General features: G+C 69.7%; 20 protein-coding genes and 1 riboswitch. Of the genes, 7 read left to right on the forward strand and 13 right to left on the reverse strand.

The features are described 5' to 3' along the window. Positions 1 to 5 precede the first annotated feature (5 nt). The gene (gene pgi, locus ACW17W_RS14790) at positions 6 to 1,628 is read right to left on the reverse strand and encodes a glucose-6-phosphate isomerase (RefSeq protein ID WP_492077661.1); all 1,623 of its coding nucleotides are present in this window, start codon (positions 1,626 to 1,628) and stop codon (positions 6 to 8) included. A gap of 123 nt (positions 1,629 to 1,751) precedes the next feature. Between pgi and ACW17W_RS14795 the strand changes: the two genes are divergently transcribed. Further along, complete coding sequence (locus ACW17W_RS14795; protein ID WP_492077663.1) at positions 1,752 to 2,240, forward strand: hypothetical protein; 489 nt, start codon at positions 1,752 to 1,754, stop codon at positions 2,238 to 2,240. A 27-nt stretch (positions 2,241 to 2,267) separates the two neighbouring features. Here the strand turns inward: ACW17W_RS14795 and ACW17W_RS14800 are convergent, their stop codons facing one another. The 3 genes from ACW17W_RS14800 to ACW17W_RS14810 all read right to left on the reverse strand — a co-directional run bounded on the left by ACW17W_RS14800 (position 2,268) and on the right by ACW17W_RS14810 (position 5,478). Beyond that, positions 2,268 to 4,493: a protein-disulfide reductase DsbD family protein gene (locus ACW17W_RS14800; RefSeq protein ID WP_492077665.1), complete on the reverse strand. Its 2,226-nt coding sequence runs from the start codon at positions 4,491 to 4,493 to the stop codon at positions 2,268 to 2,270. Between the two features lie 63 nt (positions 4,494 to 4,556). Next, a complete protein-coding gene (locus ACW17W_RS14805; RefSeq protein WP_492077666.1) occupies positions 4,557 to 5,021 on the reverse strand; it encodes an OmpA family protein in 465 nt (154 codons plus the stop codon). A 109-nt stretch (positions 5,022 to 5,130) separates the two neighbouring features. Continuing rightward, the gene (locus tag ACW17W_RS14810; RefSeq protein ID WP_492077668.1) at positions 5,131 to 5,478 is read right to left on the reverse strand and encodes a YMGG-like glycine zipper-containing protein; all 348 of its coding nucleotides are present in this window, start codon (positions 5,476 to 5,478) and stop codon (positions 5,131 to 5,133) included. 162 nt (positions 5,479 to 5,640) lie between these two features. On the opposite strand from ACW17W_RS14810, the gene ACW17W_RS14815 reads away from it, so the two are divergent. From ACW17W_RS14815 to ACW17W_RS14825, 3 genes are read left to right on the forward strand one after another with little or no spacing between them, the layout of a single operon-like run. Further along, complete coding sequence (locus ACW17W_RS14815) at positions 5,641 to 6,009, forward strand: hypothetical protein (RefSeq protein WP_492077670.1); 369 nt, start codon at positions 5,641 to 5,643, stop codon at positions 6,007 to 6,009. A gap of 46 nt (positions 6,010 to 6,055) precedes the next feature. After that, on the forward strand, positions 6,056 to 7,027 hold the full coding sequence (locus tag ACW17W_RS14820) for a diacylglycerol/lipid kinase family protein (protein WP_492077671.1): 972 nt from the start codon (positions 6,056 to 6,058) through the stop codon (positions 7,025 to 7,027). A gap of 22 nt (positions 7,028 to 7,049) precedes the next feature. Next, on the forward strand, positions 7,050 to 7,907 hold the full coding sequence (locus ACW17W_RS14825; protein WP_492077673.1) for a metallophosphoesterase family protein: 858 nt from the start codon (positions 7,050 to 7,052) through the stop codon (positions 7,905 to 7,907). Between the two features lie 108 nt (positions 7,908 to 8,015). On the opposite strand, the gene ACW17W_RS14830 is transcribed toward ACW17W_RS14825, so the two are convergent. From ACW17W_RS14830 to ACW17W_RS14840, 3 genes are all read right to left on the reverse strand, one after another. After that, a complete protein-coding gene (locus ACW17W_RS14830; RefSeq protein WP_492077675.1) occupies positions 8,016 to 8,192 on the reverse strand; it encodes a DUF1328 domain-containing protein in 177 nt (58 codons plus the stop codon). A gap of 189 nt (positions 8,193 to 8,381) precedes the next feature. Further along, positions 8,382 to 8,798, reverse strand: coding sequence for a hypothetical protein (locus ACW17W_RS14835; RefSeq protein ID WP_492077677.1), 417 nt, complete (start codon positions 8,796 to 8,798; stop codon positions 8,382 to 8,384). Further along, entirely contained in the window at positions 8,798 to 9,175 is a 378-nt protein-coding gene (locus ACW17W_RS14840) for a glycine zipper domain-containing protein (protein ID WP_492077679.1), read from the reverse strand. Before ACW17W_RS14840 ends, ACW17W_RS14835 begins: the two co-directional genes overlap by 1 nt. 200 nt (positions 9,176 to 9,375) lie before the next feature. On the opposite strand from ACW17W_RS14840, the gene ACW17W_RS14845 reads away from it, so the two are divergent. Further along, on the forward strand, positions 9,376 to 10,314 hold the full coding sequence (locus ACW17W_RS14845) for an aldo/keto reductase (protein ID WP_492077681.1): 939 nt from the start codon (positions 9,376 to 9,378) through the stop codon (positions 10,312 to 10,314). Here ACW17W_RS14845 and ACW17W_RS14850 read toward each other — a convergent pair. After that, positions 10,298 to 12,154, reverse strand: coding sequence for a TonB-dependent receptor plug domain-containing protein (locus ACW17W_RS14850; protein ID WP_492077683.1), 1,857 nt, complete (start codon positions 12,152 to 12,154; stop codon positions 10,298 to 10,300). The genes ACW17W_RS14845 and ACW17W_RS14850 overlap by 17 nt on opposite strands. Positions 12,155 to 12,340: 186 nt before the next feature. Further along, a riboswitch (cobalamin riboswitch) is annotated at positions 12,341 to 12,499 on the reverse strand. 110 nt (positions 12,500 to 12,609) lie between these two features. Between ACW17W_RS14850 and mutS the strand changes: the two genes are divergently transcribed. Then, positions 12,610 to 15,318, forward strand: a complete 2,709-nt coding sequence (mutS, locus tag ACW17W_RS14855; RefSeq protein ID WP_492077685.1) for a DNA mismatch repair protein MutS — start codon at positions 12,610 to 12,612, stop codon at positions 15,316 to 15,318. A 116-nt stretch (positions 15,319 to 15,434) separates the two neighbouring features. On the opposite strand, the gene ACW17W_RS14860 is transcribed toward mutS, so the two are convergent. From ACW17W_RS14860 to ACW17W_RS14880, 5 genes are all read right to left on the reverse strand, one after another. Then, positions 15,435 to 16,865 carry a serine hydrolase domain-containing protein gene (locus tag ACW17W_RS14860; RefSeq protein WP_492077687.1) on the reverse strand — a complete coding sequence of 477 codons (1,431 nt, stop codon included), beginning with the start codon at positions 16,863 to 16,865 and terminating at the stop codon, positions 15,435 to 15,437. Positions 16,866 to 16,969: 104 nt separating this feature from the next. After that, a complete protein-coding gene (locus ACW17W_RS14865; RefSeq protein WP_492077689.1) occupies positions 16,970 to 17,551 on the reverse strand; it encodes an HAAS signaling domain-containing protein in 582 nt (193 codons plus the stop codon). Next, the gene (locus tag ACW17W_RS14870) at positions 17,548 to 17,892 is read right to left on the reverse strand and encodes a PadR family transcriptional regulator (RefSeq protein WP_492077691.1); all 345 of its coding nucleotides are present in this window, start codon (positions 17,890 to 17,892) and stop codon (positions 17,548 to 17,550) included. The genes ACW17W_RS14865 and ACW17W_RS14870 overlap by 4 nt, the downstream gene beginning before the upstream one ends. Before the next feature lie 7 nt (positions 17,893 to 17,899). Then, positions 17,900 to 19,639 carry a serine hydrolase gene (locus tag ACW17W_RS14875; RefSeq protein WP_492077693.1) on the reverse strand — a complete coding sequence of 580 codons (1,740 nt, stop codon included), beginning with the start codon at positions 19,637 to 19,639 and terminating at the stop codon, positions 17,900 to 17,902. 244 nt (positions 19,640 to 19,883) lie between these two features. After that, positions 19,884 to 20,597, reverse strand: a complete 714-nt coding sequence (locus tag ACW17W_RS14880; RefSeq protein WP_492077695.1) for a CAP domain-containing protein — start codon at positions 20,595 to 20,597, stop codon at positions 19,884 to 19,886. A 73-nt stretch (positions 20,598 to 20,670) separates the two neighbouring features. Here ACW17W_RS14880 and glnD point away from each other — a divergent pair, with 73 nt between their 5' ends. Beyond that, on the forward strand, positions 20,671 to 23,505 hold the full coding sequence (gene glnD, locus ACW17W_RS14885; protein ID WP_492077696.1) for a [protein-PII] uridylyltransferase: 2,835 nt from the start codon (positions 20,671 to 20,673) through the stop codon (positions 23,503 to 23,505). Positions 23,506 to 23,568 lie beyond the last annotated feature (63 nt).

A 23,568-nucleotide genomic window follows, 5' to 3' on the forward strand; every position in this document is an offset into this window, starting at 1 on the left:
CCGGGTCACCTGACGGAATCTGAGCCCGTCAACCGGGTCAGCAGTCCTGCCGTCGAGGGGTCCAGCCCGGCCGACGGCGCCCCCGCCGCCACATCCGCGAGGATGGCCCTCGCCAGCACCTTGCCCAGCTCCACGCCCCACTGGTCGAAGCTGTTGATGTCCTGGATCACGCCCTCGACGAAGGTCTTGTGCTCATACAGGGCCAGCAGCGCCCCGACGGTCTGCGGCGTGACCCGGTCCATCACGATGGTGGTCGAGGGCCGGTTGCCGGGGAAGGTCTTGTGCGGCGCCAGCCGCTCCGCCTCGGCCGCATCGGCGCCCGAGGCCAGCAGTTCCGTCCGCGCCTGTTCCGTCGTCTTGCCGACCATCAGGGCCTGTCCCTGGGCCAGGGCATTGGCCCACAGGGGCGATTCCGGCGCCGCCTCATGCGTGGCCTTCACCACCACGAACTCGGCGGGAACCACCTGCGGCCCCTGGTGGATCTGCTGGAAGAAGGCATGCTGGCCATTGGTGCCGGGCTCGCCGAACACCACCGGACAGGTCTGGCGGGTCACGGACGAACCGTCGCGGTGCACCCGCTTGCCGTTCGACTCCATCTCCAGCTGTTGCAGGAAGGCCGGCAGGCGACGCAGGGCATGGGCATAGGGCGCCACAGTCCGCGCCGGCCGACCCAGACCGTCGACGTTCCAGATCTGGGCCAGGGCCATCAGCACCGGGGCGTTCCGCTCCAGCGGCGCCGCGACGAAATGGTCGTCCATCGCCGCCGCCCCGGCCAGCAGGGCCTCGAAGACGTCAGGGCCCAGGGCGATGACGCAGCTGAGGCTGACCGCCGACCACAGCGAATAGCGGCCGCCGACCCAGTCCCGGAAGGCGAAGGTCCGCGCGCATCCAAACGCGACAGCCTTCTCCGGCGCCGCCGTCACCCCGATGAAATGCCTGTCCCGCCCGGCCTCGGGCAGGCCCGCCGCCAGCCAGGCCCTGGCCGCCTCGGCATTGGCGAGGGTCTCCTGTGTGGTGAAGGTCTTGGACACGACGATCACCAGGGTCGTTTCCGGGTCCAGCCCGGTCAGGGCCTCGGCCATGTCGCGCGGGTCGATATTGGCCACGAACCTCAGGTCGATGGCGGGATCCAGCGGCCGCAGCGCATCCCAGACCACGCGCGGCCCCAGATCCGATCCGCCGATGCCGATATGGACGATGGCGGAGAAGGCCTTGCCCGTCGCCCCCGTCTCGGCGCCCGACCGCACCGCCATGGCATAGGCGGCCATATCGGCGCGCACCGCATCGACCTCGGCCGAGACCGGCTCACCCAGGGCCTCAAAAGCCGCGCCCTTGGCCGCCCTCAGCGCCGGATGCAGCACCGCCCGACCCTCGGTCGAATTGATCGCCTCGCCGCCGAACAGCCGGCCCCGCGCCGCCTCCACCCCGGCCGTCCGCGCGAGCTCCAGACAGGCCTCGAACCCGGCGCGGGTCCAGCTCTGTTTCGACAGGTCGAGGAACAGGCCCGCCGCCTCGACGCTCATTCGCGCCAGCCGGTCGGGGTCGGCGGCGAACTGATCGACGATCCGGGCCTCCGCGTCCGTCCCGGCGGCGGCGTCAAAGGCGGTCCAGTCGGCGGTCATCGGCATCTCCGGGGCAGTTGGGAGCGAGGTTCCGGAACAGGCTCCGAAACACGGTCAACGCATCGTTTACGGGTCAGGCCTATGCAGGTTCAATCCGGTATCGGGCCCTGTCGCCCGAAATGATCGAGAATGAGGTCTGTCATGTCCTGCGGCGCCGCACTGGCCATCGCCCTGATGATGAGCAACCCCGCTGTGGCCGAGGCCGCCGCCATCCCGCCCGCCGTAGCCGGAGCGCCGGTGTCGGTGGCGCGGGAGCCCCTCTTCGCGGATATCGTCAGCCAGTCGACTGCGCTCCGGGGTATTGTTGATCTGCAGATCCGTACGGGACTGGCTGAACGGTCCGATTATGCCACCAGTGAACAGTTTGCCCTGCTCCGACGTGGCGCGACGTCCCTCGCCGAACTGGACATGCAGGGACACCTGATCCTCAAGGAACGCGGCACGGACGGCGATCTGAAGTGCATCCTGCGCGGCATCTCCGAGGACATTCCGAAAAAGATCGCCGCCGTCGAGGCCGCCGCCACCCCCGCCCTGCGCGCCACGGCCATGGCCGAGCTGTCCTACCTGCTGAACGACAACGTCGAGGTCATCACCGCTCCGCCGCAACCCGAGGTGTAAGGCGCGGGAGGCCCCCCTTTCCCGTTCCTATCCGGGCGCCCGACGACCGGCGGCGCGGTCCAGCGCCTCGATGACCAGCCCCTCGGTCAGCAGCTGGGGCAGGATGCGGGGCTCAGGCTCGCCCGGGCTGTAGAGCAGATACAGGGGGACGCCCGAGCGGCCGTGACGGGCCAGTTCGGCGGCGATGGCCGGGTCGGGGCGGGTCCAGTCGGCCTTCAGATAGACGGCATCGGCCGCCTTCAACGCCTCGGCCGTGCGCGGGGAGGACAGGGCCGCCCCCTCATTGATCTTGCAGGTCACGCACCAGTCGGCGGTGAAATTGACCAGCACCGGCCGCCCCCCGGCCCGGGCGATCTGCACAGCCTCCGCCGACCAGGGGATTGAGGGAAGGGCGCCTGCGGCCGGCGGCGGCTCGACCGCGACCGGGGCCCGGGCGGCGATAACCCCGGCCCCCAGGGCCAGCCCCGTGACAGCCAGGGCGGCAAGGCCGACGACCGTCGCGCCGCGCCCGGCGGCCCGCGCCGACTGGAAGCGGCCGTAGAACCACAGGCCCAGGGCCAGCATCAGCCCGGCCGCCGCCAGAAGGATCAAAGGGGCGCGGCCGGTCTGGCGCTCGAACACCCAGGCCAGCCAAAGGGCGGCCCCGTACATCGGCAAGGACAGAAGGACCTTCAGCCGGGCCATCCACGGTCCGGGACGGGGCAGTCGCGCCATCAGCCGGGGCGACAGGCTGAGGGCCACATACGGCAGGGCCAGACCCAGACCCAGCATCAGGAAGACCGACAGGGCGGCGGGCCAGGGCATGATCAGGGCCGCCCCGAGCGCCGCCGCCATAAAGGGGGCGGTACAGGGCGCCGCCACCACCACCGCCAGCACCCCGGTGAAGAAGGCGCCGGCGCCTCCGGACAGACGCGACAGGGGGCCGGCGCCAGCCCCCTGCAACCCGGCGCCGACATGGAAGACGCCCGACAGGTTCAGGGCCGAGGCCAGAAGAATCAGCCCGAGGCTGACGACCACGGCCGGGGACTGGAGCTGGAAGCCCCAGCCGACGGCCTGCCCCGCCGCCTTGAGCGCCAGCAGAACCGCCGCCAGCCCGAGGAAGGCGATCAGCACCCCCGCCAGAAAGGCCAGACCGTCCCGCCGGGCCGCGCGCGGATCATGGGCCGTGCGCGCCAGCGACGCCGCCTTCATGGCCAGAATCGGAAAGACGCAGGGCATCAGGTTCAGGATCAGGCCGCCGATCAGGGCGAAAAGGGCCGTCCGCAGCAGACCGACCGCATCAAACGTCCCGGCCGTTCCTGTCGAGTTCTCATCCTCGACCAGGGCCCGGCCGCCGTCCGCCGCCGTCAGGGGCACGCCGTCCAGAGGCGGGCCCGGCGCCGCCGCAATCTCCCAGGCGCCCTGATCGGTGGCCAGAACGCCCGACAGGGGCTCAAGGTCGGCCGGAATCCCGCCCCGCCCGGGGGTCAGGACCAGGCTGATCCCGCCCGGCCCGGCCCGGCCGGTCTGGGGGGCCGCATGGTCGATCCGCCCGCCCTCGAATGGAAACAGAAAGGCGGAGGTCAGGTCCACGTCCGTCAGCGGCCCGCCCCTCGCGGTCAGGACCAGACGACCGTCGCGGGCGGTCAGCCGCGCCTCGATCGCCGCCGGACGGGGCGCGGTCTCGATGATTCCCCTGATGGCGGCGCCGTGACGGGGGGCCAGCGGCGCGGCGCCCGTCCGGATCGGCAGGTCCAGCCTCAGGGTCCGGGTTTCGGGCACGCACATCCGGTCGCTGCACACCAGAAACAGGGCCTGGACCACAAGCGGCAGGCTGCGACCGGGCGGCGCCGAGGCGGGGACCTCGATCGGCACGGGCAGATAGACCTCGCCCGAATATCCGTAGTTCATCAGGCTCATCAGCCGCTGCCACGTCGGCAGGGGCCAGACGATGGCCTCGGCCCGCACGCCCTGCGGCAGGGTCCAGTCGAGGGTGGTGGCGCCGCCGGAATCGCCGGGGTTGCGCCAGTAGGTGTGCCAGCCCGGCGCGATCTTCTGGCGAACGGCGACAATGGCCGTCGACCCGGCCGCGGCCCATTGGGACATCGGGACCAGTTCCGCCTCGATCCGCGTCTCGTCGCCGGGGGACGGCGCCGCCTGTGCCGGGGCGGCGGTGGATCGCGTCTGGGCGGACGCCGGGCCGGGGGTCAGACCGGAGGCCAGCCCGAAGAGGCAGAGCGTGAGGACCAGGAGGCGGTGGGAAAGGCTGGACACCCCCGTCCTATACCGGCCAAAGCCCTCCTGGGCCATTTCAGGCAGGGCGTATTTTGACGCAGCCTATCTCGGCGCGGCCTCGACCACGACCTCGGTCCGGCGGCGCAGGGGTTCGGCGATCCCGCCGGCGCCGGTGGCGCCCTGGTCGCCCTCGGCCTCGACGTCAAACACCGGCGCCGGCCACCCGTTTGCGGCCAGGGCCTCGGCGACGGACTGGGCCCGGCGTTGCGACAGGCTGAGATTGGCCGCCGACCCGCCGCGCGCATCGGCCAGACCCGTCACCTTGACCGAGGTAATGGCGCAGGACTGCAGGGCCGATGCCGTCAGGGCGATCGCCTGCCGCGCCGAGGGCGTCAGACCGGCCTGGCTGTCAGCGAAATAGATGTCGAACCTCTGGGTCGTGCAACTTGACGGCGCGGCGACCAGAGGAGCGTCGTTGCCCGCCATGCCGCCGCACCCGGCCAGCCCCAGCGCTGTCGCGACCAGCGCAACACCGGCCCCCGCCGTCTTCCGAATACCCAGCGTCATGATGATCCAACCCTCCAACCCGATTACCTGACCGCGCCACAAACCAGGGGCGGCCCGCCACCACGACGAGCCGCCCCGGAAGTCACAACGACCGGACGGCCGTCACCGATCAATAGCGACGCTGGCCGTTCTCCCAGTAGCACTCGCTCTGGCGACCATCATAGCAATAGTAGTAGCGGCCGGCGGAGTCGCGATAGCGCTGCTGGTTGTTGCGGTCCTGGTTCGACCCGCGGATCGCGCCCGCAGCGCCGCCCACGACAGCGCCGATGGCGGCGCCCGTGCCGGCGTTTCCGTCGCCGACGTTATTGCCGATGATGGCGCCGGCCACAGCGCCGATGCCGGCGCCGATCGCGCCCTGGCGTACCGCCTGGTTCGGGCCGGTGTTGCCATAGGGGTCTGTGGCGCAGGCCGAAGCGAGGAGGCCGGCGGCGCCGATAGCCAGAATTGCCTTGTTCATTGTGTTGTCCTTCATCCCGGAAAGGTCCGTGCGGCGGACCAGTGAGTTCGCCCCGTTGGCGAGAACGCTGGATTATAGTGCAGGTTCCCGTCCTATGCTCCGGGATAACGACGAAATCGGGATTCGCCGGCGTCGACATGGCGAAAACGACAGGGGTGTTCGATGCGCTTTTTACAACCGGTACGGATGGCGGAAGACACGCAGGGGCCCAGCTGGGCGCGCAGCCGGCGGCGCCGGCGGGCGAACGCCGGCCCCCTGATCGGCTTTCTGGTGACGCTTCTGGCCCTGTTCGGCGCCCTGACGGCGGTCATGGCGGTCAAGGAACGCTCGATCGGCCAGGGCGGGGCGGTCATCGATGGCTGGATCGCCCAGGGCGTCGCCCTGGTCCGCGAAAGCGCCGGCCAGGCGCCGGCGAAGGTCGAACCCGCCGCAGAATCGGCCGGGAACAAGGCCGAGGCGGCGGCCGGGACGACCGGCGCGGCTCTCACGGCCGGGGCCGAAAAGGCCGCTGACGGGCTGAAGGCGCAATAGTCAAGCCTGACCGGGAACGCAGCGGGTTGCGCGGCGTTCGACCCGCATGAGCGAAACGACACTCCTTGACCCTTCGGGACCCGCCTCCCCCGAGGGAGGCGACGGCGCGGCCGAAACCGGTGCGCATACGCTCACCCCTCACGTGGTCATCCATCGCATCGTGGTGCTGGTCAACGCCCTTTCCGGATCCGTGGGGCCGCGGGCGGTCGCTGATCTGGAGCGCATTCTCGCCGACTATCCCTGCGAGTCGGAAATCGTTTCGCTGGAAGGCGGGCGGTTCGACGAACAGATGGACGCGGCCCTCGCCTCGAAGCCCGACGTGCTGTTCGTTCTGGCCGGCGACGGCACAGCCCGGGCGGCGGCGTCGAAGGCCGGGCCCAAGGGGCCGCTGATCGCTCCCCTTCCCGGCGGCACGATGAACATGCTGCCCAAGGCGCTTTACGGGACGGCCGACTGGAAACTGGCCCTGCGCAACGCGCTGGAACACGGCGCGCCGCAGTTCGTGTCTGGCGGCCGGGTCGAGGGCGAGGCCTTCTATTGCGCCGCCATCCTGGGCGCCCCGGCCCTCTGGGCGCCGGCCCGCGAAGCGATCCGCACCGGCAAATTCTCCAAGGCCTGGACCTTTGGCCAGCGCGCCCTGAAGCGCGCCTTCACCGGACGGCTGCGGTATGCGCTGGACGGGGGCAAGGCGTCCAAGACCGAGGCCCTGGTCCTCATCAGCCCGATGATTTCGCGCGCGCTGGACGAGCCCATCGGACTTGAAGCGGCGGCCATGGATCCGCACGACGCCAGCCAGGCGTTCCGGCTGGCGGCCACGGCTCTTTTCAGTGACTGGCGCACCGACGCCTCGGTGACCACCCGACCTGCGCGCAGGATCGATGTCCGGGCACGGTCGAGGATACCCGCCGTGATCGACGGGGAGCCGATGCAGCTGCCGACCGGAACACAGGTCGTCTTCGTGCCCAAGGCCTTCCGCGCCCTTGCGCCCTTGCCGCCCGCAGCCGAAGACTCGGTGTGATGCAATTCAGGAGCCCTCGCGCGTGAGTTCAGGTCGGCTGCTCCAGTTTTCCGACGTGCATTTCGGTGTCGAGCACGGTCCGGCCTGCGCGGCCGCGCTCGATTATGCGCACGCCACCCCGAACGACCTGATCCTGATCACGGGCGATGTGACGCAAAAGGGGCTGCCCGCCGAATTTGCGGCAGCCGGGGCCTGGATCCGCGCCATGCCCGAACCTCGCTTTGTTATCGTCGGCAATCACGACGTGCCCTATTACAGCCTCGGCGCGCGCCTGTTCGCGCCGTGGAAAGCCTTCGAGGCTGCGACCGGTCATCCGGCCCATGACGGCGAATTCGTGCGCGACAATCTGATGGTGCGCGGCGTGACCACGGCGCGCGGCTGGCAGGCGCGGATGAACTGGTCCAAGGGCGTTATCGATCTGGACCAGACGCGCCGCGCGGCGACGGCCCTGAGACAGGCGCCGATCGGGGCCCTGCGCATCCTCGCCTGCCACCATCCGTTGATCGAGATGATCGGCGCTCCGATGACCGGCGATGTGCGGCGGGGCGAGGCGGCGGCGGCGATCTTCGCCGAGGCCGGGGTGGACCTGATCATGACCGGCCACACCCATATTCCGTTCGCCCTGCCGATCGACCTGTCGGATCGCTGTTCCTATGCCGTTGGCTGCGGAACCCTGTCGCATCGCGAGCGCGGAGCCCCCCCAGGTTTCAACCAGCTGGACTGGGACGATCACGAGGTCACGGTGACGGCCATGGCCTGGACCGGGTCGACGTTCGAGCCGTCACGGACCTGGCGGCTGCCCCGCCGCCAGGACACCCTCAACGCCGCCACAGCCCCCGATCCCGCCGCTCCCGGCGCGATGGAAAAAGCCGCCGTCTGACGGACCCGGCGCGGGCCATTCGCCGACGGCAGGTCCCATGGGGCCCGGCGCGAAAAGGCCGCGCCCCTGAAAGAAGCGCGGCCCGGATCCACAATGTCGGACGTGTGGCTAGATACGGGTTCCGCGCCCGCGCAGTCCGCCCATGACGAGGGAAACCACGAACAGGATCAGGGCGATAATGGCCACGAACTTGGCGATTTCCATCGACATTCCGGCGATGTTGCCGAAGCCTAGAACCGCCGCGACCAGGGCGATGACGAAGAAGATGATGGCCCAGCGCAGCATTGGATAACTCCCGAAAAGGTGATGAAATTCCGAAATCTGAATCTGCGCCCGGTGAGGGAACGCCTTGTCTGACAAACGCCGTGTCGTGAGCTCCGTTCCAGCAGGAGGCGGATCGCCGGACGATCAGAACGAAAACGGCCCGGATGACGGGGTCATCCGGGCCGCAGAGGGGTAGAAGGGCGGGACGCCTCAGCGCCGGCGACGGCCGTAGCCCCGACTTTCCATCCGCTTTTCTGTCACCATACTGGCGACGATGGCCGCCAGGGCCGGGTTGCGCACCAGAAAGAACAGCGCGCCCAGTCCCAGGCCGGCGCCGATCACCGGCCGGTCTCGCAGCAGGTGGACGGCGCGGCTCACGAGGCTGGCGGACTCGCCGTCCTCCTCATCGTCCTCATCAACGAGGCCGCCGTCCTTGAGGAAGACCAGAGCGATCACCGCCGCGACAAGGGCGAAAAGAGCGAAGGTTACGCCGGCGGCGCCCAGGGGCGGGAGCACCAGGGCCAAGGCATAAAAGACCGAGGCGCCGAAGGCGACAACCGCCACAAAGGCGGCGCCGGCGGCGGCGAAGCCCGCAACCAGCTTGCGGATCAGGCTCTTGCCGATCATCAGCGGCGACGACCGGCCAGCAGCAGGCCGAGCACCACGCCGACGCCCAGAGCAATGGCCGTGGACTGGACCGGACGCTCCTGCACCCGTTCGGTGATGTAGCGCTGGGCCTCGTCCAGACGCTCGGATGCGTCATCATAGTAGCCACGGCCGCGCTCACGCGCCTGACCGTAATACTCCCGGGCCCGCTCGCGGAGTTCCTCGGATTTTTCGCGCAGGGCGCTTTCGGCCTCAACGGCCTTGGCGCGGACGCGGGCTTCGGCCTCGGCCGCCTTTTCCTTCAGGCGCGCGGTTTCCTCGCGAGCGCCCACCTTAAGATCTTCCTTCAGGGTCTTGAGGTCGTTCTTGATGTCTTCGCGCGCTTTGGTCGTCGCCATGGTTGCGTACTCCTGAGTGGTCAGCTTGACCGTAAATAGGCCTCTGTGGCTGTCAACGCCACATGGCGCCGCCGGTTCCGCAAAGTCTTCGGCATTGCAACATCGCCGCACCCCGGATTTCAGCGCACACCGGTCGCCAAGTAAGGTTCTGTAAGCTTCCGGGTCAGCCTCCCTTAAGCTTTCCCGTGCAGGATAGTGGCGTGTTCCCGCCGCCCCCTCTTACCGTCTCCGGAAAGCTCGCCATTGCCGTGGTGACCTCGCCCGAGCGCGTCCAGGGATCGGTCCTCGCCGCCCCTTCCGGCGCCCGCGAGGAGTCGCTTCGGGCTCTGCTCCAGACCGCCGCCGATGCGAGTGCGGTCCTGGTGGCGACGCGGCCTGATGGCGATGTCGAACGTCTGCTGGGTCAGGCCTGGCCCTTTCCGAGCCCCTTCGCCGTGACGGTGCGCACCATCCCCCTGTCAGAAGGGGTGGACCGCGTCGAGGCGCGCGCACGCCGCTCGCTGGAACGAATGGGACTGCCGCGCGGCGAAGCCCTGCTGGTATCCAGCGCCGCCGACCTTGCGGGCGCCGAGGGCAGGGCCCTCTGGGACCGGATGCGGGCATTGAAGGACCGGGGGCTGTTCCGCAAGATCGGGTTCTGCGTGACGATGGAGGACGGGCCGCTGCTGCTCGCGCGTCGTTTCCAGCCGGACGTCATCCAGATGCCCTGCAACCTGCTGGACCAGCGACCGGTGACGGAAGGCGTTCTGTCCGACCTGGCCGGACTGGGCGTCCAGATTCACATCGGTTCGCCGTTCGCCGGCGGCCTGTTGTTCATGAGCGGCGACAGCCTGCCGTCGCACCTGTCCGAATACGCCGGAGATCTGTCGCGCACGCGACGTCGCCTGGCCGAGGCGCGGGTGGACCCGATGCAGGCGGCGCTCGCCTTCGCCCTGGGGCTGCCGCCGGCGACGGCCGTGGTCGCCAGCGTCGCCTCGGCCGCCGAACTGCGGGCCATGCTGGCGGCGGCCAACGCCCCCCGGCCCGTTCTGGACTGGGAGGCGCTGGCCCTGCCGCAACCTGCGGCCCTGTCACGGGCGATGCACGGATCAGGCGCATCGGCGCACGACGACGTCTACCGGATCAGTAGCGCAGCCTGATTCCGATATAGCCAGAGCGGCCGGGCTCACCGTAGCCAAGCACCTGCTGATACCGCTCGTCCGCCAGGTTCTCGATCCGGGCGGTCAGGGCCACCTCGTCCGTCAGCCGGAAGGCGCCGTTCAGATTGGCCGTGACAAAGCCCTCGCGCATCCGCGAGGCAGCCGAGTTGCTGTCCGGCTGATCGCCTTCCGCCCGGATCGTCAGGGCCCCCGACAGGCGGTCTCCGCTCCAGCCCAGGGTCGCCGACCCGGAATGCTCCGACACCCGCGCCAGCGGCCGGTCGTTGCTCTCGTCCCGGGCGTCGGTCCAGGCGTAGGCGAGGGTCAGGTCGAAACCGCCACCCAGACGCGCCCGCGCTTCCAGCTCCACCCCGTCCGTGCCGGTCTCGGCGATGTTGACGTAATAGCTGTCGAAGGTCGTCGAGACAGACACATAGGTGATCTGTTCCCCGACATTCAGGCGATAGAGGGTCGCCCGGCCCGTCAGCCGGCCATCGGTCGAGGCCCAGCCGATCGCCGCCTCGACGCTGTCGGCCGTCTCGGGCCGCAGCACCGGAAAGGGGGTCGACGAATAGCAGAAGTCGCACACCGCCTGGCTGATCGACGGCGCCTTGAAACCCGTGCCGTAAGCGCCCGACAGGATGAAGCCGCGCCCCAGCTCATAAGCCGCCGAGATACGTCCGGTCGTCTCGGCCCCGAAATCGTCCGTGTCGTCCCAACGCAGGGCGCCGGACAGGTGCAGACGCTCCGTGGCGTCCCAGTTGGCGACGCCGAACACCGAGGTCGCGCCCAGCGCCTCCGACAGGCCTGACGACAGGCTGCCGGCGGTATCCTCACGCTCGACGCCGAAGGCATAGGCCAGGCGATCGGACAGGGCCGCCCCGTCTGCCTGCCAGCGCCAGACCTGACGATCGGCTTCGAACTGCGACGGATAGTCGGATACGGTCTCCCGGCGGATATCCGAGGCCGAGACACTGATCTGGTGGTTCAGCGACAGGACGTTGAAGCGCGCCCGGGCGAAGCCGGACCACTGGTTGCTTTCGGTCGTGTCGGGGGTGTCGGCCAGGGCCCAGGTCGGGGCCGGGAAGCCGTCGATGTCGGCCTCGCTCCTCGACCAGCGCGCGGCGCCGTCCAGGGTCAGGCCGCCGGTGAAGGCGTAGCGGCCCCTGGCGCCCAGGGTGGTGTTCTGGAAACCGTCGGCCTCGGCAGCCCCATCGGCCTCGTCTGCGGCCGATATCCCGTCCGTGTTGAAACGCGAGACCCAGGCGCCGAAGGCGTAGGTTTCATGGGCGGTCCCGACCGCCAGACGGCCGCGCAGGGTGCTGAAACTGCCCGCCTCGGCCTCGGCCCGCAGGCCGTCGACCTCGCGGGTGGTGAAGGCGATCACCCCGCCGATGGCGTCCGACCCCCACAGCGACGACTGCGGCCCCGACAGGACCTCGATCCGCTCGATATCGCCCAGTTCGAAGCCGGAGAAGTCAAAGGCGCCGTTGATCTCGGCCGGATCGTTGACCGGCACGCCGTCGACCAGGACCAGGGTCTTGCCCGGCGTGGCGCCCCGTATCCGGACCTGGGCGACCCCTCCGAAAGCCCCTGTACGCACCACCGACAGGCCGGGCACATCGGCCAGGATGTCGGCGGCGAAGACGGCGCCGCGCTGTTCGAGGGTCGCCGCGTCGATGACGCGGGCGCCGGGGGTTTCCGCGACGATGGCGGGCAGGCGGGCGGCGGTGACGATGACGTCGTCAACCTCGACCGGGTCCTCAGCCTGTCGGGCGTGGGCCGCAGAGGCGGTGAACACGGCCAGACAGGCCGTGGACGTGCAGAGATAACGCTTCATGGAGCGTGTTCCTTGTCGGTCCGGGCGACAGCGCGCGCCGGGACGTGAAAGCGACCAATCCGCCCTGACGGGGGTCAGGACGGCGCAGAGATCGGGTCGCTTCGACGGAACATCCCTGCGGTCAGCAGGGGGCAGGCCCCACGCCTCTGTCTGGTCCCGGACAGCGGACGAGCGACGGGGGCGGCCAGGTCTCCTGGCTTGCGGTTCGCGAAGGCCGGGACCTTCATCAGCCCGCCGCCCTCGCCTTCCCGCTTTCGCAGTGGCGCCGGGATCGCTCCCGGACCGGACGACGGACCTCGCCGTCTACAGTTGCGGGCACAGCCGCGGCGTCTGACCGCGTTCCCTTAACCGCCTGATCGCCGATTTCGCAGATGCGAAGCGGGACGGCAAGGCCCGGCGGCCGACCGGACGAATCGCTTGAGCCGCCCGGCCCGATCCGTCACCTTGCGCGCTTCATGAACGCCCCCGTCGTCCATCCCCCGGCCCTTGAAGGCGTGACCCCCCTCGCGGGAGGCGTGACCCCCGTCATGGGCCAGTATCTGGCGGCCAAGGCGGCGCAGCCGGATGCCGTCGTCTTCTTCCGCATGGGCGACTTCTACGAACTCTTCTTCAAGGATGCGGAGGTCGCCTCGGCCGCCCTGGGCATCGCCCTGACCAAACGGGGCAAGCACCAGGGCGAGGACATCCCCATGGCCGGGGTGCCGGTCCATGCCCTCGACGGCTATCTGGCGCGGCTGATCCGGCTGGGCCACCGGGTGGCGATCTGCGAACAGATCGAGACTCCCGCCGAGGCGAAGAAACGCGGCTCCAAATCCATCGTGGCGCGCGACATCGTGCGGGTGGTGACGCCCGGCACCCTGACCGAGGACACCCTGCTGGACGCGCGCGGGGCCAACCGGCTGGCGGCGGTGGCGGTCCGGCGCGGGCGGGCGGCGGTGGCGGTGGTCGAGCTGTCGGCCGGAGCGGTGGACAGCGTCGCCTGCGACCTGCGCGACCTCGGCGCGGCCCTGGCGGCGTTCCGGCCGTCGGAGGTGCTGGTCACCGACAAACTCTATTCCGACGCGGAGGTGCGCCCCGCGCTCGACGGCTCGGGCGGACTGGTCCAGGCCCTGGCCTCGGCGGTGGCGGAGCCCGGCGCGGCGCGGACCCGGGTCGAGCGGCTGTACGGCGTGGCCTCGCTGGATGGTTTCGGCGCCTTCGAGGAGGCCGAGGTCTCCGCGCTCGGCCTGATCGCCGCCTATCTGGAAACCACCCAGGCCGGACGCATTCCGGCCCTGTCGCCGCCGCGCCGGTCAGGCGAGAGCGGCTTCCTCGCCATCGACCCGGCGACCCGCGCCAGCCTGGAGATCGACCGCAGCCAGAGGGGCGAGCGCGAGGGCAGTCTGCTGCACGCCCTCGACCGCACCGTCACCTCGGGCGGGGCCCGGGCCCTGGCCGAGCGGGTGTCGCGGCCCCTGCGCGATCCGGCGGCGATCAACGCCGGGCTCGACGCCGTCGAATGGCTGCTGGAACGGCGCGATCTGAGGCGGGATCTGCGGGACGCCCTGCGCACCTCGGCCGATGTGGCCCGGGCCGTGTCGCGGCTGGCCCTGGGCCGGGGCGGGCCGCGCGATCTGGCGGCGATCCGGTCGGGCCTGACCACGGCCGAGGTTATCGGCGGGTTGTTCCTGTCGGCCGGACATCCGGTCGGCGATCCGCTGAACCCGCCGCCGGCGCGGCTGACCGCCTGTCTGGATCGGCTGGAGACGGGCGCCGGGGTGGGACGTCTGCTGGCCGATCTGATCGCCGGTCTGGTCGACGAGCCGCCGCATCTGGCCCGCGACGGCGGTCTTGTCCGCCCCGGCTTCCGCCCCGAACTGGACGAGGCCCTGCGGCTGCGCGACGACAGCCGCCGCGTCGTGGCCGAGCTGGAGGCCCGGGCCGTGGCCGACAGCGGCGTGCCGTTCAAGGTGCGCCACAACGCCGTGCTCGGCTATTTCCTCGAGACTACGGCCAAACACGCCGAGCCTCTGCTGCGGGCCGGGCCGGAAACGCCCTTCATCCATCGTCAGACCCTGGCCAGTCAGGTCCGGTTCACCACCGTCGAACTGTCCGAGCTGGACGCCAAGATCAGCCAGGCGGGCCACCGCGCCCTGGCCATGGAGGGCGAGACCTTCGAGGGCTGGCGCGCCGAGGTCCAGCGGCTGGCCGGCCCGTTGCAGGGTCTGGCCGAGGCCCTGGCCGAACTGGACGCTGCGGCGGCCCTGGCCGAATGGGCCGAACAGGTCGGGGCGGTGCGGCCTGTGGTCGATGACAGCCGCGTCTTCGAGGTGCGCGCCGGGCGCCATCCGGTGGTCGAGGCGGCGGTCAAGGCGGCGGGCGATCCCTTCACCCCCAACGACTGCCGGCTGGACGGCGCGGGTTCGGACTGCGCCCGCCTGTCGATCGTCACCGGACCGAACATGGCGGGTAAGTCCACCTTCCTGCGCCAGAACGCGCTTCTGGTGGTGCTGGCCCAGGCCGGTTGTTTCGTGCCCGCCGCCGCCATGCGGCTGGGCGTCGTCGACCGGCTGTTCAGCCGCGTGGGAGCCGGGGACGATCTGGCGCGCGGCCGCTCCACCTTCATGATGGAGATGGTCGAGACCGCCGCCATCCTGACCCAGGCCACCGACCGCAGCTTTGTGGTGCTGGACGAGATCGGCCGCGGCACGGCCACCTATGACGGCCTGGCCATCGCCTGGGCCGTGGCCGAGGCCCTGCACGAGACCAACCGGGCCCGCACCCTGTTCGCCACCCACTATCACGAGCTGGCGCGGCTGGAGGAGCGGCTGGCCCACGTCTGCAACCTGTCGATGAAGGCGCGGGAGTGGAACGGCGATCTGGTCTTCCTGCATGAGGCGACCCCCGGCGCGGCCGACCGCTCCTATGGCGTGCAGGTGGCGCGTCTGGCCGGGGTGCCCGGCGCTGTGGTGGCCCGCGCCGCCTCGGTGCTGGAGCGGCTGGAGGCCGAAAAGTCCGCTCACGGACGACTCGACGACCTGCCCCTGTTCGCCGTGGCCGACCCGCCCGCCGCGCCGGCCGGACCCTCGCCCCTCGATCGGGCCGTCGCGGACATAGACCCGGATGCGCTCAGCCCGCGCGAGGCGCTGGAAGCCCTCTACCGGCTCAAGGCGCTGAAGGCCTGAGGCCGGTCCCGGGTTTCACCCCGTCGTGAAAGCGGACGGCGGGAACGTCGGCTATGGGTGGGAAGCGGACAAGGCTTCCGGCCGTCACCCGCCGGCAGGCTCGGGCTATGGCGTCGCTATGAGGCTGCCGTCGGACGACGGGGTGATACCTTGCCGCTGTAGAACACGCCAAGCCTGAACACCGCCCACAGTATGCCCGTCACGGCCGTCGCAGCCAGCAGCAGGGCAAGGTCGGGGCTGTAGAGGGCGAGGGTGCCGATCGAGACGCCGAACAGCTGCGGGATGAGCCATACCGAGACCCAGGCCAGGGCGAGGGTCATCAGCAGGGGAAACCACAGGCTGAAGGCGCCGAACACGCCGGACTTGGCGCGCAGGCCGGTTCGGCGAAACCATGCCAGACCGGCACCGGTCACGAACAGAACGGGCAGGAGGGCAAAGGTCAGGAACAGGGACTTTCGACCCCCGCTGCCCCCGCCGTCGTCGGCCTCGCGGCCGAGGGCTCTCGCACTGACGCCGCTGAAGAGTGCCGCGTTTTCGCCGAATCCCATGCCGCTGTTCGCATTGACGAGGATGATGACGCCGCGCTTCTGTGCCGGCGACAGGACCGCCAGGGTCTCGACCCCGGGCGTGAGGCCGGAATGATAGGCACCGCCGTTTTCGGCGTCGATGGACCATCCAAGGCCATAAAAGGGAGACGCGGGGCTGGCCGGGCGCAGCATGACGGCTTTGCCCTCGGCGCTGATGACGTCGTCCTGCCCGTTCATCATGGTCGACAGATAGAGCGCCATGTCCGACGCCGAGGAGACGACGCCTCCGGCCGATGCGTTGGCGCGATTCGTGCGGCTGTCCCGGATCGGGCGTTTGGACCCGAACCAGGGCAGATGTCCGACCGCCAGGGAGTCATGACGCGCCCCGTCGGAGACGAAGCTGTCGTCCATGCCGATCGGTTCCAGAATCCGGGCTTCGACGTAGCGGGCATAATCCTGTCCGCTCACCGCTTCGATGACGGCCCCCAGTATCTGGTAGTTCGCGTTTGAATATTGCCAGCGCGCATCGGGGGCGTGCGCCGGAGTCCATCGGGCGATGCGCGCGACCTGACGCTGGAGCTCATCGCCTGTCGGGGTCCTGTCAAAGTCGATGTCGTTGCCCTGCCGCGTTGAGAAGCCGCTGGTGTGGCTGAGCAATTGCCGGATCGTGATGGCCCTGGACGGGCGGCCCCGAAAGACAGCGAGATATTGTGAGACCGGTGCGTCCAGATCGACGGTCCCGGCCTCGACCAGCTGCATCACCGCCATGGCGGTAAAGCTCTTTGAGACAGAGCCGATCAGGAACGGCGTATCGGGCGTCACAGGCCTGTCGCTGCCGATCAGGATCTCGCCCCGCGCGCCCGATGCAATCTCGCCGTCCTCAACCACGGCCCAGGCGATGCCCGGCGCGCCCGACAGCGGCAGTTCTGTCGCGATGAAAGCGTCTATCGGGTCGGTGGCAATGCGCGCCTGTGCTGCGGTTGCCAGACCGATTGCGAGTAAGGCCCAAATGAACCGCATGCGTCATCCCCCCCCCGGTGCGTATTCTGTCTGTACCACAGCAACACCTGACGGTCCGGGAGGGGGCAGGTCAGGTCCGAGGCTGCTTCCGGATGACCTGCGTTTCAGACCTTCGGTCGCGGCAGGGCGAACCTGAGCATCAATCGAAGCAGGCGGTTGAGGGCGAGCCAGCCGCCAACCACCAGACCGGTGCCGATCGGAACGATCCACCACCCCAGAATCTCGCGCGAGTTTGGCATCGTCTGGAACGACAGTGACCAGCCTCCGGTGTTATGGAACCAGAGCCCGGACGCCGGGACGAACAGCTTGCCCACCGTTGCGATGGCGACGATCGTCAGGGCCAGATAGCCGAAGGCGAACACCAGGCCGAGGGCCGTCATCCCCAGTCCTCCGCCCAGGGTAGAGACCAACCCCACGGCGGTCAGGCCTGGCCTCAGGCCGTGGCTGGCGCGTTCCAGCAGAGCTTCGCTGAGATAGGCCTGTCCCACGACCCGGGCGGAGCCCAGTTTGCGGATGGCGCTGGCCGCGCGTTGCGCATCATCGCCCGCCTCCGCAGCGGCACTGTCGGTCAGATGGGCCCGGATTTCCTGGAGGATTTCCCGGCGTTGGTTCTCGCCCAGCGGCGTCAGGACGCGATCCAGCTGCCCGAGATACGCGTTCAGGTCAGTTGGTGTGGCATCGTTCATCGGGCACTCTCCGTCAGCAGCCGGCGAATGGACTCGTCCTGTTTCACCCATCGGTGCGACATCTCCTTCAGAACCGTCTGGCCGTCGGCGGTCAGGCGATAGTATTTTCGCGGTTGCGCCGTGTCGTCGGTCGACCACCGGTGGGTGATCAGGCCGTCACGGGCCAGCCGGGTCAGGATGGGATAGACTGTGCCCTCGATAATGGCGGATCCCAGGGCGTCCCGCGTGGCGCGCACCAGTTCATAGCCGTAGCGTTCCCCCGCTTGCAGGAGGGTCAGCAGGACCAGTTCCAGCAGACCCTTGCGGACCTGGGACTCCCAGTTGCCAAGATCGAAGGGCATGCGGCGACTACCGGGCAGGTTGGCGGACGGCGTGCTGGCCCGACGCAAAGTCCAGCCCGCCCTCGCCATCGACTGTGGCGGCCACGTCCGGACCGGCGTGGGCGAAGCCATCGATCCAGAGGCCGCCGTCGGCGGTCATCCAGGCCCGCACGCGTGTCGCCGGCATAACGGTCTCCTGTCCCATGGGCTGCAGTCCGTTGATACGGCCCCCGGCGTCGTAAACAATGCCAATGTCCATGGAGCCCCGCTCAAAGTCGATGCGAACCTCCGCGAAGTCGGTGGTGACAGAATAGGCGTGGAGGCTTCGGTAGGCACCGAACTGCCCGACGAATTGGCTCCAGGTCTCATCCAGGACCCCCGCTGGCACGTTGGCGAGCATGTCCGGACTGAAGTACGGGGCGACACCGGCCTGCCCATTCGTCGCCCACGCGGTCATGGCTGCCTCGGCCCGGACGGCTTCTGGCCCCTCGGCCTCGACCAGTTTGGGCAGTTGCAGGGCCGACCACCCTCCGTCGGTTTCCAGCCAGAGCTGTCCCTGTGCATCGGTCCCGAGCGAGAAGGTGCGGCCTTCAGGCAGGCGGTAGGTACCGGCGAGGGGCCGAGTGTCCGTGAGGGCCGCGAGGGCGGGAACCGTCGCCGGCTCCCGGCCCGCGTCCACGGAAGAAACCACCTGGCGCACATAGGCTTCGCTGTCGGAGAGGTTGTCCAGATCGAGGGTGCGGTTGAGCGTCCCGAAGGTCGCGCGATGATCCGAGGGAGTCAGGACCAGATAGCTGACTGAGCCGGGCATGGCCCCGTCGTGGGCGGCCTGGCGCACACCGTCGACCTCCCTGACCAGCCAGCCGAGGGCGAAGGATTCCCCCGGCTTGCGGGTTGCGGCCACCGGGGTCCACATCCGTTCGAGCGTCTCCGGCCTGAGGATGCGGCCGGACATCAGCGCTTCACTCCACTTCAACAGGCCGTCTGGCGTCGCCCGGATGCCCCCGGCGCTGAACATCTGGGTGGGATCGATGACGGGGGCGGGAGTGAAGCTGTCGTCTTGCCGTTCGAAGGCCGTGGCATCGGGGTGTCCCGGCAGGTCGCGGCAGAGGCAAAACTCATCCGACACCCCTGCCGGGGCCAGCACCAGATCGTCCAGCGCGACCGGAAAGGCTTTGCCGGCTACGACCTCGATGATGCGGCCCAGCAGAATGTAGCCTGAGTTCGAATAGCTGTAGCGGGCGCCGGGTTCGAACAGCAGGGGTGCCGCGGAAAACTGGTCGATCAGGGCTCCGGTGCCGGTCGTCAGGGACAGGGCATCGAAGTCGGGCGGCCCGTCGCCCAGCCCCTGATCGTCCTTGAGTAGGCTGGGGACGCCACCGGTGTGGCTGAGAAGCTGGGCGACGGTGACCCGGGCGAAGGGCCGGTCCGCGTACTCCGGAAGGTAGGCCTGGACGGGGGTCGCCAGATCGATACGTCCGGCCTCGACCAGTCGCATGACCGCCGTTGCGGTCAGTACCTTCGTCACCGAAGCCAGCGGGTATGCGACTTGTGTGCCATTGGCGATGTCGCCATCGGCCGAGGCCAAGCCGCGGGCGTTCACCATACGGACAGCTCCGTAGTCGGCCGCGGCCACAACGCCCGAGAAGCGACCGACCCGCGCGTCATCGGCGAGACCGGGGACCGGGTCTGCCGAAGCCTGCCCCGCTGTGGCGGCGATCATCAGACTGGCGGAAACAAGGAGGGGAATGGTTTGGCGGCGAGACATTCGAAGGTCCTCTCTATAGCCCGATACACGGCAATACATAGTAGTGTGTATGGAGGAGCCGCTCGTGATGTCGAGTTAACTCGCGGAAAGGTTCAGTGGGGGCTGTCAGTCGGCCATGGGATGATCCCGGCGAGGATTGTCTCTATCCAGCCCGCATAATCGAGATGTCCGCCTAGGGTCGAATGCCGTCATCGGCTGACGGCCCCGGTCAAGGCGTCGCGGCCCTCGACCGGCTCCCGGTCCCTCAGTTCCGCGCCACCGGCTCGTAGCCGTAGTCGATGACGCACATATAGTAGAACAGGGCGTGGGGGCCGCAGCCGACGCCGGCGCGGACATAGCCGGTGCGGAACAGATTCACCCGGTGGCCCCGGTCGCGGATGTTGTCGTCGACCAGCAGCTGGATGATGACCTCGCGCGCCGTGTCGTAGCCATAGGAGATGTTCTCTCCGCCATAGGGGTCGCCGCCGCGTCGGACGGCGCGCGTGGAGAAGTCCCAGCCGTCCGAGCCGTAGTGGCCGATGAAGCCGGTCGGCCCCTGATCGGCGACGTGATCGAGGGCGGTCAGGTCCAGCAGCCGGTCGGGACGTAACGGCGGCAAGGGCTTCTGGCGGCGCAGGAACTGGATGGCCTCATCCACGGCGGCCACGCCCTCGCGGGTCTGGATATTGATGCGGCCCGGCCGGATGACGATGTCGCCCTGGAACTGGCGGCGATAGTCCTCCAGCACGGCGATATAGCTGTGGGGGTCGGCGCGCATCCGGTTCATCTCGTCCAGAACCTCGCGCGACAGCTGCCCGTCTCCCCCGATGGGCCCCGGGCCGGTCATGACGCGCGGCACCCCGTTGGCGGTGGGCATGGCGGGACGATAGGGGGTCTCGCGCGCGACGGCGCCGCCGGCCAGCGTCAGCGACGCGACGACAGCGATCCAGGCGCAGATTTTGATGCGTCCAGGCTTCACCCGGCCCCACTCCCCCTCAGGTGCCCGGGCAGACTGCCAAATGCCGACGCCCCGCGCCAGTCGGCTCGCCCGCATGGCGAACGCCGTTTCGCCCGGTGTGGCCAGGCGGACCGCAGACCGGAATGCAAAGGTCGTCGAGGGGCCACGCAAGACCGGCGACGGATCGTCGCGATCCGGCTATGGTCCGGGGCCGATGACGTCCGCCCCCCTCTTCGATGCGACAGACACGCCTCGCCTCTCGCCGCTCGACGAGGCGCTGGACGCCCTCGTGGCGGCCCGGGATGTCCGCGCCGGGGTCGCCGGCCTGCTGAAAGCTCATTTCGACGCCACCCGCGAGAAGATCGCCGCGAAACTGGCCGGCGGTCTGGGCGGGGTCGAGGTGGCGCGGCTGTATTCGGCGGCGGCTGACGAGATGCTGATCGCCCTGTGGCGTTTCACCACCACGACCCTGTATCCCTCGCACAATCCGACCGAGGCCGAGAAACTGGCCCTGATCGCCGTCGGCGGCTACGGCCGGGGCGTTCTGGCGCCGTTTTCCGATCTGGACCTGCTGTTTCTGCGGCCGTGGAAGACCACCGCCCGGACCGAGACCGTGGCCGAGTTCGTCCTGTATGTGCTGTGGGATCTGGGACTGAAGGTCGGGTCGTCGGCCCGTTCGGTCGAGGAATGCCTCGCCCTGGCCCGCAGCGACATGATGGTGCGCACGACCCTGCTGGAAGCGCGTCTGCTGGCCGGCGACGCCCCGATGGCCGAGGACTTCCTCTGGCGGTTCCGCGGCATGGTGACCAATGCCGATCCCCGTCCCTTCATCACCGCCAAGCTGGAGGAGCGCGAGGCCCGACACCAGAAGGCCGGCGCCAGCCGCTACCGGGTCGAGCCCAATATCAAGGACGGCAAGGGCGGCCTGCGCGACCTGAACACCCTGTTCTGGATCGCCCGATCGCTGGCGCCGGACAGTCCCCTGGGGGCCCGGGTGCTGGACGACATCCTGACCGCCCGGGAGCGGCGCAGCTTTGAGGTCGCCTTCGACTTCCTGTGGCGCGTCCGGGCGCATCTGCATCTGACGGCCGGCCGGGCCGAGGAAAAGCTGACCTTCGACCTGCAGCCGGAGGTCGCACGGCGGATGGGCTGGCGCGGCCGCGGCGACGAGCCGGCGGTTGAACGGTTCATGCGACGCTATTTCCTCGTCGCCCGCGACGTCGGCGCCCTGACCCGGGCGGTCAGCACGACGCTGGAGGCGCGCCAGCAGAAGAAGCCCCAGGGCCTGTCGCGCCTGTTCCGCCCCAACCGCCGCCGTGACCTGGGCGACGACGCCTTCATCGAGGATGGCGGACGGCTGTCGGTGACCGGACCGGAGGTGTTCGAGGAAGACCCGGTGCGGCTCTTGACCCTGTTCGTCGTCGCAGACCGGCACGATCTGGACCTGCACCCGGACGCGTTTTCGGCAGTGATGCGGTCACTGGGGCTGGTGACCACGAAGTTCCGCCGTGATCCCCGCGCCGCGGCGGCCTTCCTCAATGTCCTGGCCCACGGCCAGAGGCCCTATCGCGTCCTGACCATCATGAACGAGACCGGGCTGCTGGGCCGTTTCCTGCCCGAATGGGGGCGGATCGTCGGCCAGACCCAGTTCAACATGTACCACGCCTATACGGTCGACGAGCACAGTCTGGTCGCCATCGGCATCATCAACGACATCGCCCGCGGCAAGCTGGAGGAGGACCATCCTCTGGCCACCGAGGTGATCCATCTGATCGCCGATCCCGACGCCCTGATGCTGGCCATGCTGCTGCATGACGTGGGCAAGGGGGGCGAGCGCGGCCAGCTGGAGGACGGGGCCATCGCCGCGCGTCGGGCCTGCGAACGGCTGGGCGTCGACCCGCGACGGATCGAACTGGTGGTCTGGCTGGTGCGAAACCATCTGGCCCTGTCGGACTATGCCCAGAAGCGCGACGTCTCCGACCCCGGCACGGTGCGCGACTTCGCCGAATTGGTCGGCGATCCCGAGCGGCTGAGGGCCCTGCTGGTCCTGACCGTGGCCGATATCCGCGCCGTGGGGCCGGGGGTGTGGAACAGCTGGAAGGGTCAGTTGATGCGCAGCCTGTATGCCCGCGTCGAGGGGGTGTTCCGGGGCGAGGACATGCAGGCGGTGGATCCGCTGGCCGACCATGCCGAACTGGTGGCCCGGGCCCAGACCAGCGGCGCGGCGGCGGAGGCCCGGACCATCTCCGGCGAGGGCGAGGCGGTGACGGCCATCGCCCTGGCGGCGCCCGACCGACCGATGCTGTTCGCCGACCTCGCCGCGGCTCTGGCCGTGGCCGGGGCCGACGTCACCGGGGCGCGGGTCGCCACGACCGCCGACGGCATGGCGCTGGACGTCTTCCAGGTCCAGGACGGCGCGGGCCAGCCCTACGGCCGGGCCGAGCCCCGGCGGTTGACCGCCCTGATCGAGGCGCTGGAACGGGCGGCGCGCGGCGACGGCCGGCGGGTCGCGCCCGAGCCCGTCGCCGCCAATGCCCGCCGCGCCGTCTTCGACGTGCGGCCCGTGGTCATGATCGACTCCGCCGCCAGCGCCGACGCCGTGATCATCGAGGTCTCGGGCGCCGACCGGCCGGGGCTGCTGGCCGAACTGGCCCTGACGCTGTCGGATCACGGCCTGTCGATCCGCTCGGCCCATGTCGCGAACTTCGGCGAGCGGGCCGTGGACAGTTTCTACGTCACCGACGACCGCGGCCGCAAAGACCTGTCCGACATCCTGATCGACGAGGTTCACGCCGCGCTTGAGGTCGTGCTGAACCGGACGCCGGCCCCCGCCCCGTCGGGTCGCCGCCTGACCGCCGCCCGCGCCAGCGCCCGCGACGTCTCCGAACTGGGCCGTGCCGCGCGGAAGGCCCGGCCCGCCGGCCGATAAATCCGCTTCGTCGCCCGGGGTTTTGATTCTAGAGCGAGGACCCATGCCGGCGACCGACGCCCT

It is taken from the genome of Brevundimonas sp. FV1ye29L, assembly GCF_058681095.1.